This is a genomic window from Bradyrhizobium guangzhouense, from assembly GCF_004114955.1.
GTDB classification, from domain to species: domain Bacteria; phylum Pseudomonadota; class Alphaproteobacteria; order Rhizobiales; family Xanthobacteraceae; genus Bradyrhizobium; species Bradyrhizobium guangzhouense.
Window position 1 is genome coordinate 3915316 of record NZ_CP030053.1, and the last position, 15012, is coordinate 3930327.

Genomic DNA, 15012 nt, shown 5'->3' on the forward strand with positions numbered 1-15012 from the left:
GGCACGTCATATGTCGATCTTATCGAAGCTGCGCACACTCTCTCGTCAACAGGGCAGCATGGAGGATTTTGCCGAATTCAATAAGCAGATCCGAAGCGAGGAAAACGACAGGGGAGCGGCGCTGCTCGCAGTGACTAACGCCGATATGGCTCTTACCCAAGTCATTTACAACGTACTGAGGCCGGACGACGTAGCAAAGGACAGACTGGAGCAGGAAGGTGGTCCTCTACAGTCTTTCGGTCAAAGAATCACTATGGGCCGCGTACTTGGCATCTACGGCTCAGACACGCAGCACAATCTCGATTTGCTCCGCCATATCCGGAACGCTTTTGCTCACGCGCATATCCCGATAACCTTCCAAACAAAAGAAGTCGTAGACGCCATCAGCCTGTTTAAGAATCTTCCGCTGTTCCCGCCCTACATACTTGACTCTCAATTGAAGGAGGCCCCGGAAGACCCTCGCGCTCGTTTTCATCACCACTGCGAGTGGGCCACGCACAATCTAAATGTTTGGGGATTTCGCATGCAGCTAGAAATGAAAGACGACAAGCAGCTAGGATTTGTCACGTATCGCCAGTCAGTACCTATGCCCTAGCTAAAGTTCCATGCCGCCCGCGGCTGCATTGAGCAGAACGGCACGCAGCAACTGGCCGATTGCGACGTATTCCAGAGACAGTTAAGTCATGACTGATAAATGGCCACCTTACGAAGTCGCCGATCAGGCTGTGGTTCACGCTCTAGGCGTTATGAATATCAATTATGTCCGCTTCGAGCGGACGCATGTTTGGATGCTGGCGGCAACAGGAAATCTCTCCGAGCAACAAGCAATAGTCTTTTCGGCGCGCACAAATCCCTCTGAGCGTGCAAACTTTATCGACATGTTTTTTGCGCGACGCGAGTGGCCAGAGGCTGCCGGATTAGCCATCAGGCACTACATCGCGGCCATGCGGATCATCACAGGAAACCGCAATAGCCTCATTCACGGAAACATAGTGACCAGTTTTGGCAGCGAGCCTGCTATCTTCTCGCTCAACCGCCAGGGTACAATGACAATGTTCAGGTCGTCTCTCGCGGATATCAGACGGGTCGCTGATGATGCGGAGATTTATTTCCAGTTTGGCTTATCGCTAGCCAATTACATAGCCACGGAAATTCATGCCGCGGCCCGTCAGGCGGGAATGTTGGTCGTCAGCAATTGCCCGGCCCTGCCTGCACTTCCGCTGCCTATACGACCGACCAGCTAAAGGTTACGGTGACAGTGCACTGTACGCATACGACGAAGACCGCCTGATTGACGGATGCGCGCGGGCACGGCGGGGTCTATGATGGCGTTGGGTGAAGGTCAGGCGGCTTGCTGATCGGTTGGCTTATCGGCTTGGCGCAGGAGCTTCCATTCCCAGGGCAGCAGTTCGTGCAGCCGCGATGTGGGAAGATCGGCGATCCGGGCGAGGACGTCGGCGAGCCAGGCCTTGGGATCGACGTCATTGAGACGACAGGTCGTGATCATCGTCAGCATGATGGCGGCACGGTCGGCACCACGCTGGCTGCCGGCGAAGGTCCAGTTGCGCCTTCCCAATGCGATACCTCTCAATGCGCGCTCAGCACAATTGTTGGTCAGGCAGATCCTGCCATCGTCGAGGAAGCGGGCGAAGCCCTCCCAACGCCTGAGCATGTAGTTGATCGGCTTCAGGACCTCGGAAGAGTGCGAGAGGGTTTCGCGCTCGCGCAGCAACCAGGCATGCATGTCTTCAAGAAGCGGCTTGCTTCTCTCCTGGCGCACGGCACGCCGCTCGTCGGCATTTCGGCCGTTGATGGCGCGCTCGATCTCGAACAGGGCGTCGAGACGCTTGACCACCTCCAGCGCGATCGGAGAGACCGGTTTGCCCTTCTTGCCTTCCCGAGCATTCTTCTCGATGTCAGCCAACTCGAAGAAGCCCCGCCGCGCATGGGCCAGGCAAAATGCCGGCGCGATCGGTAGAACCTTCCTCTGCGGGTCGAACAGGGGCTCAAAGCCGCTGTAGCAGTCCGCCTGTAGGATACCGGTGAAGGTGGCCAGATGCTTCTGGGGGTGTGCGCCGCGACGGTCGCCCGAAGCGTAGTAAACCGCCGCCGGCGGCGCAGGCCCGGCGAACGGCCGGTCATCCCGCACATACGTCCAGATCCGGCCGGTCGTGCACTTGCCCTTCGCCAGGATGCGGATGGTGGTGTCGTCCCCATGAAGGCGCTCGGCCGCGAGCACATGGTGCTCGATCAGCTGGAACAGCGGCATGACGGCGAAGGTCCCGTGGCCGACCTGGTCGGCCAACGTCGACAGCGGTAAATCGATCCTCTCGGCCTTAAATCGCACGCTCTGGCGGTTGAGCGGGATATGCATGCCGAACTTGTCGAACAGGATCGTCGCCAGCAGTTGTGGGCCTATGAAGCCGCGCGGCGTGGCATGGAACGGCGCAGGCGGCTGGCTGATCTTCTCGCAATCGCGGCAGGTGAACTTTTCGCGCACCGTCTCGATGACCTTGAAGCGACGCGGGATCTCCTCCAGCGTCTTGGTCACATCCTCGCCGACCTTCGCCAGCCGCGATCCGCCGCAGCAGGCACAGGTCGTGGGAGCCTCAATGACGACGCGTTCGCATTCTATGTCGTCCGGCCATGGCTTGCGCACCGGCCGCTTGCGCGTGAAGGGGCGGACGTTCTGCGTCTTCGCCGCTGCGGCCTGCGCGGCAAGCTCATCCTCGCTCGCCGTGGTGGCGAGTTCTTCGAGCTCCAATTCCAACTGCTCGATCAGGCGCGCCGTGCGCTCGGAGCGCTGCCCGTGCAGTTCGCGTTTGAGCTTCTCGATCCGTAGCTCGAGATGCGCGATCAGCGCCGCGTTATCCGACAGCTCCGCCTGTGCGCTGGCAGCCATCGCTTCGGCTCGTAGCCGTGCCTCACGCTCGGCTTGCAGCGCGGCCAGCGCACTGACAAGGTCCGACGGGAGGTCGTCCGGCTTCGATATCATGGAGCCATTGAATCAGATCGAGCGGCAGATTCAAACCCAAAACCGTTATCCGACCCGCGTCGGACGCTGGGTTTCTTGCGGGGTGCGCCAATCGATTCCGGACAACAGATAGCTCAATTGCGCCGACGAGATCGTCACTGCTTCGCCTGCAACCGATGGCCAGATGAACCTTCCTCGCTCGAGTCTTTTGGTAAAAAGGCATGCTCCCTGGCCATCGTGCCAGATCAGCTTCACAAGATCGCTGCGGCGACCGCGGAAGACAAACAAATGACCGCTAAGCGGGTCCTTGCGCAGCACCTCCTGCACTTGGAGAGCCAACGACGGAAAGCCTCGGCGCATGTCCGTGTAGCCGGTCGCGAGCCACACTCGCGCGCCAGTCGGAACCGGGATCATCGGCGGACCAAAGCATCGAGAACGCGACGTAGCGCGTCTCCGTCCACATCGCCATCGACCCGGATGCGGTGCCCACTACCAAGGTCGATCTCGATGATGCCCTGGCTCTTCCGCCGACGCGCCGGCGCCAATGGCACTTCGGCAACCTCCCGCGGCGGCATAGACGGCCCGGTCTCGACAGGCACGAACGGCGCTACACTCGCTTCACCATGCTTGCAAAGCTCCTTACGCCACCTGAACAGCTGGCTCACATGAAGCCCGGCCACGCGAGCCACCTCGGAAACATTGGCACCGGTCTCGAGCGACGCTGCAACAAGCCGTTCCTTCTCATCCTGCGACCACCGGCGCCGCCGCTCGACCGATGTGATCACCTCCGCCCTCGAAATCGTCATAGCGCTTCTCCTAGGATTACCCCTAGGACCTGCAGCGTTCGCCTCCGTCAAACAAGGCGGCCTTCCTCGTAGGCGTACAGTGCACTCAGCTGTCACTGAAATTATCGTGTCCCACTTCAGGGGTGCAGTCCAGTGCACTAAACTCATGCTGGCTCACTGCTTCGATTCTGAGTTGTAATTTCGGCTCTTGAGGTATAGGCGCGCACACGGGATGTCGGACGCTTACTCAAATCAACAAACTCACAAGCACTACATGAACTTCAACAGACGTGACGCCCAGGGGGCTAATTCGCTCCCACCCCAGACCAGACCGAGGCTGACAATAACTGCCACCACCGGCCGCGCATAGATGGCGAAAGCCAAAGGCCTGCGGACGGCATTGATGGCCGGAATGCCCTCTGCGGTCACACTAGGCGGCCAGAATTTGACGGTCAGTTTGGGGGGTGGGCTCACGACATAGTCCTCCATTTAAATTCTTGGAGAACCGTCGAATCAGCAGAGGTATGGAGGCATAGATTCGGGATCGGCGCAACGCACTGCGCCCGACCTGTGCACGTCTGATGAGATCGGTGGATGATACAACCCATGACACAGCTCTCCATTTGAATTCTTGAGAGCCGCCGAAGGGGTAGAAACTTGTCGGATGTTTCGCGAATCAACGCAAGAGCAAAGTATCCCTGCTTAAATCATTGATGTTCCCTGTGATTTTCTCTCGAACCCAAGGCGGAATCTTCTTTAGCGATTTCAGACCCATAGGCGGGCGGTCAGAGGAAAATAGTCTACTTGGATAACTTTTGAGGAACCCTCCCCAGCCACTCCGCCCGTCTCGGCGCCATCCCTTCGAACATCCATAGCAATTACCAATTGCGGTGACAGCTCGTAGAATGGGTTGATGATACGGACTAGTGTCTGCTCCGCCCGGCTTCTTGCCGTGCTTGGCGAGGTACCTCGCGTCGATCCTGATCTCGTCGGCCATAAGCCGCGGATTACAGTGATAGTGCACCAAATTCATTCATGACGGCCGCCTATTACGGCTCCGGCCAGTGCTAGGCTGGAGCAACAATTTAGTGCACTTTCACTGCAATTCTTTGGCAGTTTCCGGTGAGGATTTGGTAGCAGCATCAGCTGCCACTGTGATTTTGGCTCTCTGACTGACCTGCAGGAGGTTCAGAATTGTACCCGCTTCGCGGGAGAACGCTTTGGCGAACGGATACGCCTCCGTTGCTGCTGCAATCGCCTCGTCCCATCGCTTCAGCGCGAACAACGCTTCGGCGCGAACGAGCTTCGCGTCTGCATTGCCGGGGCCACGTGCAAGCGCCGCATTGGCGTCGGAAAGAGCAGGCTCGAACTCTGCGCGATTGAAACTGGCCCGAGCCCTGACCGCAAGCGCCTCTGGGAAGTCCGGCGTTTGGCTCAAAATGCCGTCGGCAAAGCTTGCGGCGTCTACAGGGCGCCCGAGTATGTTCAGCGCGTCACCCTTCAGCTTTATGGCGAGCGGTTGCCGGGGATGTATAACGAGAACCTGATCGCACACGACTGGTAAACGGGCCCATCGGTGCATTTCGGCGAGAAGTTCCAGACGAACAATCTGCCCCGTGAGATCATGGGGAGCCTCGGCGAGACATTGGTCAGCTTCCTGTATGGCACCACTCGTATTACCTCGCCGCAAATATACATTCGCGAGAGCCGCTCGCGCCTTGTGGTGGTCAGGCTGGTACTTGAGCGCCGTTCTGAAATCTTCAGCGCTATCTGAAAATCCTCCCCAGTTGGCGCGGCCGCGCATGTACCATCCTTCCGCGTCGGTCGGATGGGCAGCGACATAACGGTCAATCACCTCGAGCGCCTTGAGGTTCTCTCCCTTGCGGAGCCGGCCCTCGCAAATAACTGGCAACGCGCGAGTGTCACCTGAGTCGTCCTTCAGCATTAGATTCGCTAGGGCGACCGCCTCGTCAATCCGACCAAGTTCGACGAGCGCTCGTGCCTTTGCCAGTTTCTGTTCCGAAGTGACCGCTTCGGCTCCAGCGGCTGCAAGCAACACTTTTCGAGTTCGCTCGATGTTGGTTCGGACCTCGGGGACAGAACCTCGCGAAACGAGCCGGGCCAAATCGTCCTCAAAATCGACGAAGCCTCCGATCGTTGGCGGCTCCATGTTGCGCATGTAAGATACGAATGCGTCATCGGGGTCTTCCGCATATCCTCCATTTTCGTCGAGTGCGTCCTTCTCACCGAGAAGGCTGAGCCGCATGGCCGCTCGGACCCGCGATAGGGCCGCGGGTATCTGATCGAGGGCTGGGCACGGCTCCCGCTTCTCCAGATCGAACGCAGGAACACACTGTTTGGCAAGGCTGACCACAGCGTTGCAAGCAGCGACGACCGGACCATCAAGGAAAAGCTCATTCGTAAAGACCGCCTCGGTCGCAATGCGCATGTCTCGTTCCGCACGCTCGCGCCGAAACCGCGGCGTCCTGCGGATTATTTCCATACGGACGACATCCGGGGCAATCTCCTGGAGTTGGACCAGTTCCTTGCGATCAAGGAGTGAAACGTCCAAGCCAGCAAGATATTCGTCCAGTCCGGTCGGGCTAAGCACATTCGTGTCGACATGCTCGTACGCCGCACGGATCGCCTTATTGAGACTTCGGTATGCCGCCCTGAGTTGGATGTAGACTTCCCTGTTTAGCTCGTGCTTCCTTTCGGCGAAAAGACCGAAATCCTTCATGAGCTGTTGCTTCTGGAGGTCAAGCAGCGCTTTTGTTCGCTCAAGCTCCCGATCAAATGTAGCCTTGATCCTGGCTTCGATGAAGAAGCGAAATAGGGCGTAGAACCCCGCAATGAGAAGGGTGCCAGCAAGGAGCACCTTGCTCACATCCAGCGGGCCCGCGGACTCTCTGATGAGAATGTCGATCAATTTGTCATCGGCCATCTGATCCCGCACTTTCCGGCAGAAGCTTCTGCCGTCTAGGATCGCTAGAAAAACTCAATTGAGCCTTGAGGCCGCAACACCGTCAAGTTGTTTTGATACAATCAAACACGAATTGCCTTTTTGCTCTTCCCTGAGTCTGACCATTCGGCACCGCCCCCTGCCCCTCCCCCCACTTTCCTGCTATCTCTCCCCCGCCGTTCCGGCCCAAAGCAAAACCCTCCGACCCAAAGGGAGCAACAACCATGCGTTATCTCCACACCATGCTGCGCGTGCGCAATCTCGATGTCGCGCTGAAGTTTTACCAGGATGCGCTGGGGCTGAAGGAGGTGCGGCGGATCGACAACGACAAGGGGCGGTTCACGCTGGTGTTCCTGTGCTCGTCGGACGATCTCGAGGCGCTGAAGCAGCAGCCGCAGACGCGCGGCGCGCCGCTGGTCGAGCTCACTTACAACTGGGACGAGGAGAAGTATGGCGAGGACCGCTTCTTCGGCCATCTCGCCTATGAGGTCGACGACATCTACGAAACCTGCGCGAAGCTGCAGAAGGCCGGCGTCACCATCAACCGGCCGCCGCGCGACGGCAACATGGCCTTCGTCCGCTCGCCCGATCTGCACTCGATCGAAATCCTGCAGAAGGGCGAGCCGAAGGCACCGGCCGAGCCGTGGGCCTCGATGCCGAATACCGGTCATTGGTAAGACCTGACAGCAGGAACCAGCGCCGCTTCGGAGCGTTCACTCCCAGGACAAATGCTGATGGAGGAGAACGCGATGGGACGCGGAATTTTGCTGTGGCTGCTGGGTGTGCCGATCCCGGTGATCATTCTGTTGTGGCTGTTCTTCGGCCGCTGATTCCTGAGCAAACGCATTTTGCGTTTGTCTCAAGCGCAAACGCGCTTAGCGTTTGTCGCTCCGGAGCAAACGCATCTTGCGTTTGTCTCCTGCGCAAACGCATCTCGCGTTTGTCGCGGATCGGCTATCCGGCAATGAAGCTCCGCTCCTCCGGGCGGAGCTTTTTGCATGAGAGGCGCGCGGCAAACAACGTCGCTGCGTGCGGCGAATTCGGCTATCACCCGCGATAAATAAACTCGCGGGAGAGGCCTCATGCCGGACACACAGCTGACGATCTGGGGCCGCGCCAATTCGGTCAACGTGCAGAAGGTGCTGTGGTGCCTGACGGAGCTCGCGCTGCCCTATCAGCGCATCGATGCCGGCATGGCCTATGGCAAGACCCGCGAGCCCGGCTATCTCGCCATGAACCCCAATGCGCGGGTGCCGACGCTGGTCGAGGGCGACTTCGCGCTGTGGGAGTCCAATTCGATCATGCGCTATCTCTGCATGGCGCATGGGCGCGGCACGCCAATCTATCCGGAGGCGCCGCGACAACGCGCCGGCGTCGACCGCTGGCTCGACTGGACGCTGTCGATGGTGCAGCCGGTCGACCGCCCGGTGTTCTGGGGCATCGTGCGCACGCCGCCCGCCGAGCGCGACATGGTCAAGGCGCAGAAGGATGCCGATGCCGCCGCCGAGGTCTGGGCGATCGCCGATCACCACCTCGCCTCGCGGCCGTTCATGGAGGGCGATGCGTTCACGCTCGCCGACATCGCGATCGGTTGTTATGCGCGGCGCTGGCTCGGGGTCGAGGGCATCACCCGCCCGGCGCAGCCGCACCTGACGCGCTGGCTCGCCGCGCTCGGCAAGCGGGCGGGATTTGCCGAGCATGTGGCCCCGCCGATGTCGTGAGCCGCCGGCGCGGCTTAAGGCACGGTGAGCGCAAGCCAAATTGCCGTCGGCGCGCAAAAATGCCCGCGCCGGGTTTCTACTGTGCATGGGGTTGTTTTCGCGTTTTGGCTCGAAGGGGGCCTGGTGCCAGCCCTCAGCGCCCGACCGCGGTGTCGACGCGGGCCGTCCCGCTGATCTTGACGCAGGTCCCCCCGACCATGGTGAAGCCCAGGCCATAGGCGGCGCAGGCATTGGCCTTGGCCGTCCCGCCGGCGCCCTTCAGCGGCAGGGTCTTGGCCGAGGGATCGGTGGGCGGCAGGCGCAGGGGCTCGGCCGCGGCGGCGGTAGTGATCGCGAGCGAGACGAGGATGAGAAGGGCACGCATGCGGCCCTTGTAGCGTGGCGGGCGACCGGGCGCCATCCGGGGCGGGTTTAGAGGAACCTGATGCCCGCCGACTTGCCGCGGCGCCAGACCACCTGGCAGCTCCGCCCGGTCCGCGCGTCCCGCGCAAAGGCCATCCGGATCACGCCCGGAAGCTGGCTCGCATCCTCGTCCAGCGTGATCCTGGCGCCCGAGGCCGAGATGTCCTGGACCAGGCAATGCCGCGCCGCGAATCCGCCGTCGAGCGTGATCCAGGCGTGCTGCGACAGCAGCTTGCGGGCTGCGCGCTTCTTGGGCTGAGGCATCGGCGAAAAGATCTCCCGCCCCAGCGCTAGCCCAGGGAACCCTAAAAAACCGTTGAAATCGCCGCCCGAACCAGCCCGGGGCCGGCTATCCACCGCCGGCCAAAGACCCTGCCGGAACGGCTTGCCCGGGAGCGCAAAGGCCACTATACGTTCGCCCGCTGCAAGCCGCCGGGCCCGACTCGGGCGGCCAGCGGGCCTGTCGCCAGGTGCGACGTGGCCTTGCGTTTGCTCCCTTCGTCTATCGGTTAGGACGCCACCCTTTCACGGTGGAGAGAGCGGTTCGATTCCGCTAGGGAGCGCCACAGCAAGCCGCAATCCCCCTCACCTTGCCGCCGCGAACGCGCCCTGCACCTTGGCGCAGGCGAGCCCGACCGCGTAGACGTGGATCCCCTCGATCACGCAATGGTCCGGCTTCAGGGCCAGCAGCCCGATCGCATTCTCGGTGTCGAGCTCCACCGCGGAACGGACGATGAGGCAGGGATAATCGGCCGCCAGCTTCTCGTAGCTATACGGACGAAAGTCGTTCTTCAGCACGTGCGTGTAGGTGTTGTGGTCCAGCAGCGGCACCGTGAAGGCCCTGGCATAGCCGGTGGAGAACCGCTCCCGCATCGGCTGGTCGCCCCACAGCTGCAGCGTCATGTCCCAGCCGTGGTTCATGTCGTCCTCCGGCGCGCGCGTGAACATGCCGGAGACGTTGGCGCAGGCGGGTCCAGCCATCACCACGGCCTTCGAGAGCCTGGCCCCGATCGCATTCAGGGCAGACGATTGCAGCGCCGCAGCGCGGGCGTCGATCAGCGTGCTCGCGCCCATGGCAACACACAGGCCGCCGGCCACGAGGCTCAGTGCGGCCGCCGGGATGGCCGGGACGAGACGCTTGATCTGCACCACGACCAGGACGAGCACGCCGCCGGTCAGGACCCAGGGCGCCATCATGTAATGCAGAGCAAAATGCTTCGAAGTCGCCACCAGATGGGCGGCAAAGATCAGCACGGCAGCGCTGAGCGACAGCTTGACCGGCTCCCGCCATGTCCGGTTTCTGATCCACGACGCCAGCGCCACCAATGCGGCCGCAACGTAGACGCCAAGCACGAGCGGCGCCGATACAGCGATCTCGCGCATGTTGGACCAGAAGGTCTTGAAGTCGATGAATCCGGGCTCGCCTTCGCCGTAATAGCCCTTGTGGGTGGCGATCTGCACGAGCCACCCGAAACCGCGCGTGATCGTTCCCGGATTGAAGATCAGGCTGAAGGCAACGAAACCGATCGCCCCGGTGAGCAGGGCGGCGGCGAACGCGCGCCGGTTCCTGAGCAGGCACACGGCGAACAGCGCCTGCGGCAGATAGAGATATTTGGTCGAGAACCCGAGCGCGAAGATCAATCCGGACGCAACACCGAGACCTGTCTCCGGCGCATGCTCGTCGAGCGTCGCCTTGACCACGATCGCCATGCCGAACAGGGCAATGGCGACCATGAGGCTCTCCGGCGCGAGCACCGTCTGGTAGTGGAACGCATCGGGATGGACGAACGCGCCGGCCTGGAACAGCATCGCGGCGATCGCGCTTCGCGTGGTGCGGCCGACGATGACACCGCCCGCCAGCAACGCGCCGGTGAGAGCCAGCGCTTCGCCCGTCCGCGCCGCATAGGTGATCGCATCGTAGTGCTTGAGCCCGAACGCGACGATATCGTCGGCGCGGGCGAGCAAGGCCCAGCCTCTGACGACCAGTTCGACGAGAAGCGTCGTGGTCGTTCCCGGATGATCGAACTTCAACGAGCCATATCCGGCGGCGGCCACGAGCCCGTTCATGGTGTACGCCGACTCCGGATCGACCTGGACACCCCACACCGCCTGCCAGGCCGAATAGAGCAACGTCGCCGCCAGATACAATGACGGGACGACGAGGATCAGAGGAGTTCTGATCCTCCCGCTCATGCGTGCATCGGGAAAGCTGCAATCCCCTGACATCGTCGCGGCCTAGATCGCCTTGATCTTGAGGAAGGCGAAAGCCACCATCTTCAGCAACATCCAGCCATGTCGAAACCTCGAGATCTGGGTCTCGCCATAGGTGCGTGCGGCGTAGCGGATCGGCAGATCGACCGATTTCAGATTGAGCTTCGATGCGCCAAAGATCAGGTCGAAATCGCCGAACGGATCGAAATCGCCGAAATAGGCCTTGCCGGCCTTCAGGCGCTGATAGTCGCTGCGGCGCAAAACCTTGGTGCCGCACAGCGTGTCGGTATAGCGCTGATTGAGCAGCCAGGAGAACAGATAGGAAAAGATCTTGTTGGCGATCAGATTGAGAAACCGCATCGCGCCGTCATCCATGGGATAGACCAGGCGCGATCCGTTGATGAACTCGCCCTTGCCCGACAGCAGCGCCTCGGCGAATTTCGGAATCTGCTCCGGCGGCATGGTCAGGTCGGCATCGAGGATCATCAGCACGTCGCCGCGCGCGGCGTCGAAGGCGGTGAAGACGGCGTCGGCCTTGCCCTTGCCGGGCTGACGCATCACCTTGATGTCCTTGGATGGATACGCCCGCTTCACCCGCTCCATCTCCTCGAAAGTGCCGTCCTGACTGTGGCCTTCGACGAAGATGATCTCGATATCGCTGCAAAAGTCGGGAATGCGTTGGACCGCAGGCTCGATGTTGCCACGCTCGTTGCGCGCCGGAACGACGACGGTAGCCGAGGCGAATTCTTCCCTCGCCTTGCGGCTGGAGCGCGCCACCATATAGTGCCGCAAGGCCAACTGGCGGATCCCCGGCAGCACGCTGACGAAACGATTGAGGAAGCGCCCAAGCCCGAATATCCGGACTGGCGAGAGCACCCGCTGCTCCGACTTCACCGGATCGAAATCCGCAAGCCTGGCAAGGTCGCGCAAATCGGGCGGCGACAGCACGTTCTGCTCGGGTTGCGGCATCCGCAGGCCGACGAACTCGGCGAATTTGAGCACCGGGTACCAGAGATGCGAGAAGTAACCGATCACCAGCCGCGTGTCCCGGGTGCAGAGCGGATGCAGCTGGGCGATGAATTTCTGGCAATCCTCCAGCGAGCCGATCGTGTCGAGGACGAGGATGTAGTCGAACGGGCCCTGCAGCGCATCGAGCGTCGCGGGGTCCTCGGCATCGCCTTCGACGAAGGTGAGATCAGGGTGGCGCTGCCGCGCGATTGCAATTTGCTTGCGGCAAAAATCCAGTCCAACCCCATGTGATGGCGCGAGGCTCGCGAGCGTATCGCCGACGCCGCAGCCGATGTCGAGGACGCGACTCCCTGCCGGAATCAGAAACCGAAGATAGCGCTCATCCTCCTGGTGGAAAAAGCTGTTCTTCTCGCGCCATGCGACGCGGTCGGTGGCAAGGCGGTCGGCTTGGTCGAGAATGCCAGCTTTCCGCGAAGACAGGCAGCCGGACGTCACGGTCATGTCCATGGCAAGACGTGGGCCTGCTTGAGCCCGCCCGAACTGAAACCAACTGCAAAACCAAACGCTGCTGCGAAACACGCAGCAATCACGAAAATAGCCATCAATATGGTCCCCCCAGACCTCTCGGTACACAAGCGCAACTGGGGGGCGAGATCAACAGGAAGATGCCCGTCGAGGGATGACGCGAGAGGCAGGTATCGGGCTCATAAGATCCGCCATCCGGGCATGAACCTTCCCGCCCCTTGCCTCCGACCAAGGTCTGGAGGGATTTTATCGCCCGCCGGGATGCCCCACGGATTGAAGGACCTGGTTAGGCCCATGGAACAGCGCAAATCGACCTTGGATGGCCAGCCCGGCGCCGGCACCCCGACGACCACGCCGCCGGCGTGGATGCATCCTTCGGCGTCCTATTCGCCGGACCGACGCGCCAAAATGCTGGAGCACATGGCGCGCGCCAGATCGGTGCCGCAACACCAGCCGACTGCCTCACCGGTGCCGCCGCGAAAGAGCGGCCTGGACATCCTCGGTGATCTCTTCGGCTACATCGTCCTGTTCGGCGCGATCGCCGTTCTGTGCATGTCGCGCATCCCTCTCTATCTCGGCGCGTTTCTGTTCCTGACCGACGACGAGCGCATCGAAAGCGCCTTCGCGGCGGTCGGCGTCCAGTTCAAGCCGAATGCGGTTGGACCCGAGCTCATCAAAGGCTTCGCGTCATGGTTCGGATGGATCGCCCTGCTCGCATCTTTGCGAGCTCCCGCCCCTGTCTGGCTCGCGCCGTTCCTGCCACCGTCGCAGTCTTGGGGCTTCATCGCCGGCATCGCGCTTGCGCTCGCCGCCGTCGAAGCGCTCGGATCGCTGGCGATGCGATGTGCAACGCTGTGGTTCGGATGGGATCTCCGGCTCGATAACCTGACCTTTACGACGATCAAATTCCTGATCGCGATCGGCGCGCTCGTACTGGTGATCTTGTTCGGTAGCGTCTGACGGCCACCTTAGTTCTGAACTGCCGAAGCAGTCGCAATGACGTGGTTGTGAACGTGTGCGCCTAATAATCGGGACGTTTTGCCGCCGCGCCCGGCACACAGCCGACCCGCCCGTTTACCGGAAATTTACCCCTGCTCCTGAGCTCTGGTATCATTTGCTTAGAATTTGATTGCTACCGTGGAATTACGGAAACAATCCGAAACATCATTTTGGCGCCCATGTCCGTCGCAGAGTTCCTCAGGCAGCGTGCAGTGGACGTAACGGTGAACGGCAGCTATTCGCTGCATCGCTGGTACGATTGCGAGGGCAAGCTGCGAAACTTCGCCTGCCGCACCAAGCGGGTATCGCCTTTCCGTATGATCGTGGACGTGCCGGTCGTCGGCAAGATCGGCGAGCGCGTGACCTCCTACTTCCAGGATTTCGGCGAATTCCAGTGCACCATCAGCGCAACGCTCAAGTCGGGCTTCCTGATGGAGCTCGAGATGACGCGGTCGCGTCGCGCCTGGATGTCGGAAAAGCTGACCTGGCTCGAGAAGAAGCAGAGGGACGAGAGCATCCAGGAGCTGCGGCGCGACGCGCGTTTCGTTCCGCAGGCCTCCCACACCGTTCTGACGCTCGCCGACGGCAGCAGCCATTCCTGCTTCATCATCGACGTCTCAACCGCCGGCGTCGCGATCTCCTGCGAATACGACCCGCCGATAGGCACTCCGCTTGCAGTCGGCGCCTGCGTCGGGCGCGTCATCCGCAAGTTCGACAATGGCTTTGCGGTGAAGTTCGCCGAGAAGCAGCAACGCGACGACCTCGTCCGTCTGCTGGTGCGCCAGAGCGTGCCGCAGCCAGCTTGACGTCGCCCGGCTCGGCCTCCTGCGGCTGCCCTATCCCGGCCCCAATGCAGGATCAGCCTTCGACGGTCCGGCGTGCTGGACGTCATTTTGCAGGCTTGCGATCGGGGGACCGGATGGCAGTCGACAAGATCACAGTTGACAAGATCACTTGGGACCGGGTCGGACGGGTGACCGCGCCCGGACGCTACATGTACACATTCGGCTGGTTGACGATTACGGCCGGTGATCTGGATATCTGGAAACAATACCCGCAAGCCGCGTTCACGCTGCTCGCACACGGCTCCGAGCCGGACGGGACCATCGCCGGGGAATTCCATCTCGGCGCCTTCGATGTTGCGCCCGACGCCTCATCGCCGATCACCACGCATTGAGCGTCGGAAACGACGGCCTGACCGCCTATGCGCCAAGCGCAGAGGAAAACGGGAACGCATGGCATGCGCATTGCTTAATGATTGTCATGATGCAGATCCCAGCCGTCGACCAGGCCTTCCTGCTGTTCCTTCTCGTCTCCTGCCTTGGCACGTGCCTCGTACGCGCCCTCTGGGAGTTGGAGCAGATCCGAGCTCGCCGAATTGCGTCACCGCCGCGCCAACGCGCAACCAAGCGGGACTAGGTACGCGCGTTGCCCGGGCGCGGCCGCGCGCCTCTGGACTCGCTG

16 protein-coding genes and 1 tRNA gene are annotated in these 15012 nt (G+C 61.4%); 8 read left to right on the forward strand and 9 right to left on the reverse strand.

Going from position 1 to position 15012, the window contains the following annotated elements; all coding sequences use genetic code 11:
* The first annotated feature begins 10 nt into the window (after positions 1-10).
* Both XH91_RS18850 and XH91_RS18855 read left to right on the forward strand, forming a co-directional pair.
* Positions 11-595 carry a DUF4145 domain-containing protein gene (locus XH91_RS18850; protein WP_128951954.1) on the forward strand — a complete coding sequence of 195 codons (585 nt, stop codon included), beginning with the start codon at positions 11-13 and terminating at the stop codon, positions 593-595.
* Between the two features lie 88 nt (positions 596-683).
* A complete protein-coding gene (locus XH91_RS18855) occupies positions 684-1244 on the forward strand; it encodes a hypothetical protein (RefSeq protein ID WP_128951955.1) in 561 nt (186 codons plus the stop codon).
* Positions 1245-1342: 98 nt separating this feature from the next.
* On the opposite strand, the gene tnpC is transcribed toward XH91_RS18855, so the two are convergent.
* From tnpC to XH91_RS18880, 5 genes are all read right to left on the reverse strand, one after another.
* On the reverse strand, positions 1343-2995 hold the full coding sequence (tnpC, locus tag XH91_RS18860; RefSeq protein WP_128950307.1) for an IS66 family transposase: 1653 nt from the start codon (positions 2993-2995) through the stop codon (positions 1343-1345).
* A gap of 45 nt (positions 2996-3040) precedes the next feature.
* Positions 3041-3361 (reverse strand): IS66 family insertion sequence element accessory protein TnpB, encoded by a 321-nt coding sequence (gene tnpB, locus XH91_RS18865; RefSeq protein WP_430644539.1) that lies wholly within the window; start codon positions 3359-3361, stop codon positions 3041-3043.
* 23 nt (positions 3362-3384) lie between these two features.
* On the reverse strand, positions 3385-3780 hold the full coding sequence (tnpA, locus tag XH91_RS18870) for an IS66-like element accessory protein TnpA (RefSeq protein ID WP_128957938.1): 396 nt from the start codon (positions 3778-3780) through the stop codon (positions 3385-3387).
* Between the two features lie 249 nt (positions 3781-4029).
* Positions 4030-4248, reverse strand: a complete 219-nt coding sequence (locus XH91_RS18875) for a hypothetical protein (protein ID WP_128951957.1) — start codon at positions 4246-4248, stop codon at positions 4030-4032.
* A 607-nt stretch (positions 4249-4855) separates the two neighbouring features.
* On the reverse strand, positions 4856-6703 hold the full coding sequence (locus tag XH91_RS18880) for a tetratricopeptide repeat protein (RefSeq protein WP_128951958.1): 1848 nt from the start codon (positions 6701-6703) through the stop codon (positions 4856-4858).
* Between the two features lie 242 nt (positions 6704-6945).
* Here XH91_RS18880 and XH91_RS18885 point away from each other — a divergent pair, with 242 nt between their 5' ends.
* Positions 6946-7398, forward strand: a complete 453-nt coding sequence (locus tag XH91_RS18885) for a VOC family protein (RefSeq protein WP_128951959.1) — start codon at positions 6946-6948, stop codon at positions 7396-7398.
* Between the two features lie 405 nt (positions 7399-7803).
* Positions 7804-8442 carry a glutathione S-transferase family protein gene (locus XH91_RS18890; RefSeq protein ID WP_128951960.1) on the forward strand — a complete coding sequence of 213 codons (639 nt, stop codon included), beginning with the start codon at positions 7804-7806 and terminating at the stop codon, positions 8440-8442.
* A 133-nt stretch (positions 8443-8575) separates the two neighbouring features.
* Here the strand turns inward: XH91_RS18890 and XH91_RS18895 are convergent, their stop codons facing one another.
* Complete coding sequence (locus tag XH91_RS18895; RefSeq protein ID WP_128951961.1) at positions 8576-8806, reverse strand: porin; 231 nt, start codon at positions 8804-8806, stop codon at positions 8576-8578.
* Between the two features lie 47 nt (positions 8807-8853).
* Positions 8854-9108 carry a PilZ domain-containing protein gene (locus tag XH91_RS18900; RefSeq protein WP_128951962.1) on the reverse strand — a complete coding sequence of 85 codons (255 nt, stop codon included), beginning with the start codon at positions 9106-9108 and terminating at the stop codon, positions 8854-8856.
* Positions 9109-9335: 227 nt separating this feature from the next.
* Here XH91_RS18900 and XH91_RS18905 point away from each other — a divergent pair.
* Positions 9336-9410 (forward strand) — tRNA-Glu (locus XH91_RS18905).
* A gap of 19 nt (positions 9411-9429) precedes the next feature.
* Here XH91_RS18905 and XH91_RS18910 read toward each other — a convergent pair.
* Positions 9430-11037, reverse strand: a complete 1608-nt coding sequence (locus XH91_RS18910) for a hypothetical protein (protein ID WP_128951963.1) — start codon at positions 11035-11037, stop codon at positions 9430-9432.
* 42 nt (positions 11038-11079) lie between these two features.
* Positions 11080-12525, reverse strand: a complete 1446-nt coding sequence (locus XH91_RS18915; RefSeq protein WP_164933805.1) for a glycosyltransferase — start codon at positions 12523-12525, stop codon at positions 11080-11082.
* A 318-nt stretch (positions 12526-12843) separates the two neighbouring features.
* Here XH91_RS18915 and XH91_RS18920 point away from each other — a divergent pair, with 318 nt between their 5' ends.
* The 3 genes from XH91_RS18920 (at position 12844) to XH91_RS18930 (ending at position 14725) form a co-directional block, all read left to right on the forward strand.
* Positions 12844-13509, forward strand: a complete 666-nt coding sequence (locus XH91_RS18920) for a hypothetical protein (protein WP_128951965.1) — start codon at positions 12844-12846, stop codon at positions 13507-13509.
* A gap of 218 nt (positions 13510-13727) precedes the next feature.
* Positions 13728-14354 (forward strand): PilZ domain-containing protein, encoded by a 627-nt coding sequence (locus XH91_RS18925; RefSeq protein ID WP_128951966.1) that lies wholly within the window; start codon positions 13728-13730, stop codon positions 14352-14354.
* Between the two features lie 113 nt (positions 14355-14467).
* The gene (locus tag XH91_RS18930; RefSeq protein ID WP_128951967.1) at positions 14468-14725 is read left to right on the forward strand and encodes a hypothetical protein; all 258 of its coding nucleotides are present in this window, start codon (positions 14468-14470) and stop codon (positions 14723-14725) included.
* Positions 14726-15012: the final 287 nt, after the last annotated feature.

Excerpts from the sequence above, each read along its gene's own strand:
- XH91_RS18850 (WP_128951954.1), top strand. The coding sequence starts at position 11 with ATGTCGATCTTATCGAAGCTGCGCACACTCTCTCGTCAACAGGGCAGC.
- XH91_RS18855 (WP_128951955.1), top strand. The coding sequence starts at position 684 with ATGACTGATAAATGGCCACCTTACGAAGTCGCCGATCAGGCTGTGGTT.
- tnpC (WP_128950307.1), bottom strand. The coding sequence starts at position 2,995 with ATGATATCGAAGCCGGACGACCTCCCGTCGGACCTTGTCAGTGCGCTG.
- tnpA (WP_128957938.1), bottom strand. The coding sequence starts at position 3,780 with ATGACGATTTCGAGGGCGGAGGTGATCACATCGGTCGAGCGGCGGCGC.
- XH91_RS18875 (WP_128951957.1), bottom strand. The coding sequence starts at position 4,248 with ATGGAGGACTATGTCGTGAGCCCACCCCCCAAACTGACCGTCAAATTC.
- XH91_RS18880 (WP_128951958.1), bottom strand. The coding sequence starts at position 6,703 with ATGGCCGATGACAAATTGATCGACATTCTCATCAGAGAGTCCGCGGGC.
- XH91_RS18885 (WP_128951959.1), top strand. The coding sequence starts at position 6,946 with ATGCGTTATCTCCACACCATGCTGCGCGTGCGCAATCTCGATGTCGCG.
- XH91_RS18890 (WP_128951960.1), top strand. The coding sequence starts at position 7,804 with ATGCCGGACACACAGCTGACGATCTGGGGCCGCGCCAATTCGGTCAAC.
- XH91_RS18895 (WP_128951961.1), bottom strand. The coding sequence starts at position 8,806 with ATGCGTGCCCTTCTCATCCTCGTCTCGCTCGCGATCACTACCGCCGCC.
- XH91_RS18900 (WP_128951962.1), bottom strand. The coding sequence starts at position 9,108 with ATGCCTCAGCCCAAGAAGCGCGCAGCCCGCAAGCTGCTGTCGCAGCAC.
- XH91_RS18910 (WP_128951963.1), bottom strand. The coding sequence starts at position 11,037 with ATGAGCGGGAGGATCAGAACTCCTCTGATCCTCGTCGTCCCGTCATTG.
- XH91_RS18915 (WP_164933805.1), bottom strand. The coding sequence starts at position 12,525 with ATGACCGTGACGTCCGGCTGCCTGTCTTCGCGGAAAGCTGGCATTCTC.
- XH91_RS18920 (WP_128951965.1), top strand. The coding sequence starts at position 12,844 with ATGGAACAGCGCAAATCGACCTTGGATGGCCAGCCCGGCGCCGGCACC.
- XH91_RS18925 (WP_128951966.1), top strand. The coding sequence starts at position 13,728 with ATGTCCGTCGCAGAGTTCCTCAGGCAGCGTGCAGTGGACGTAACGGTG.
- XH91_RS18930 (WP_128951967.1), top strand. The coding sequence starts at position 14,468 with ATGGCAGTCGACAAGATCACAGTTGACAAGATCACTTGGGACCGGGTC.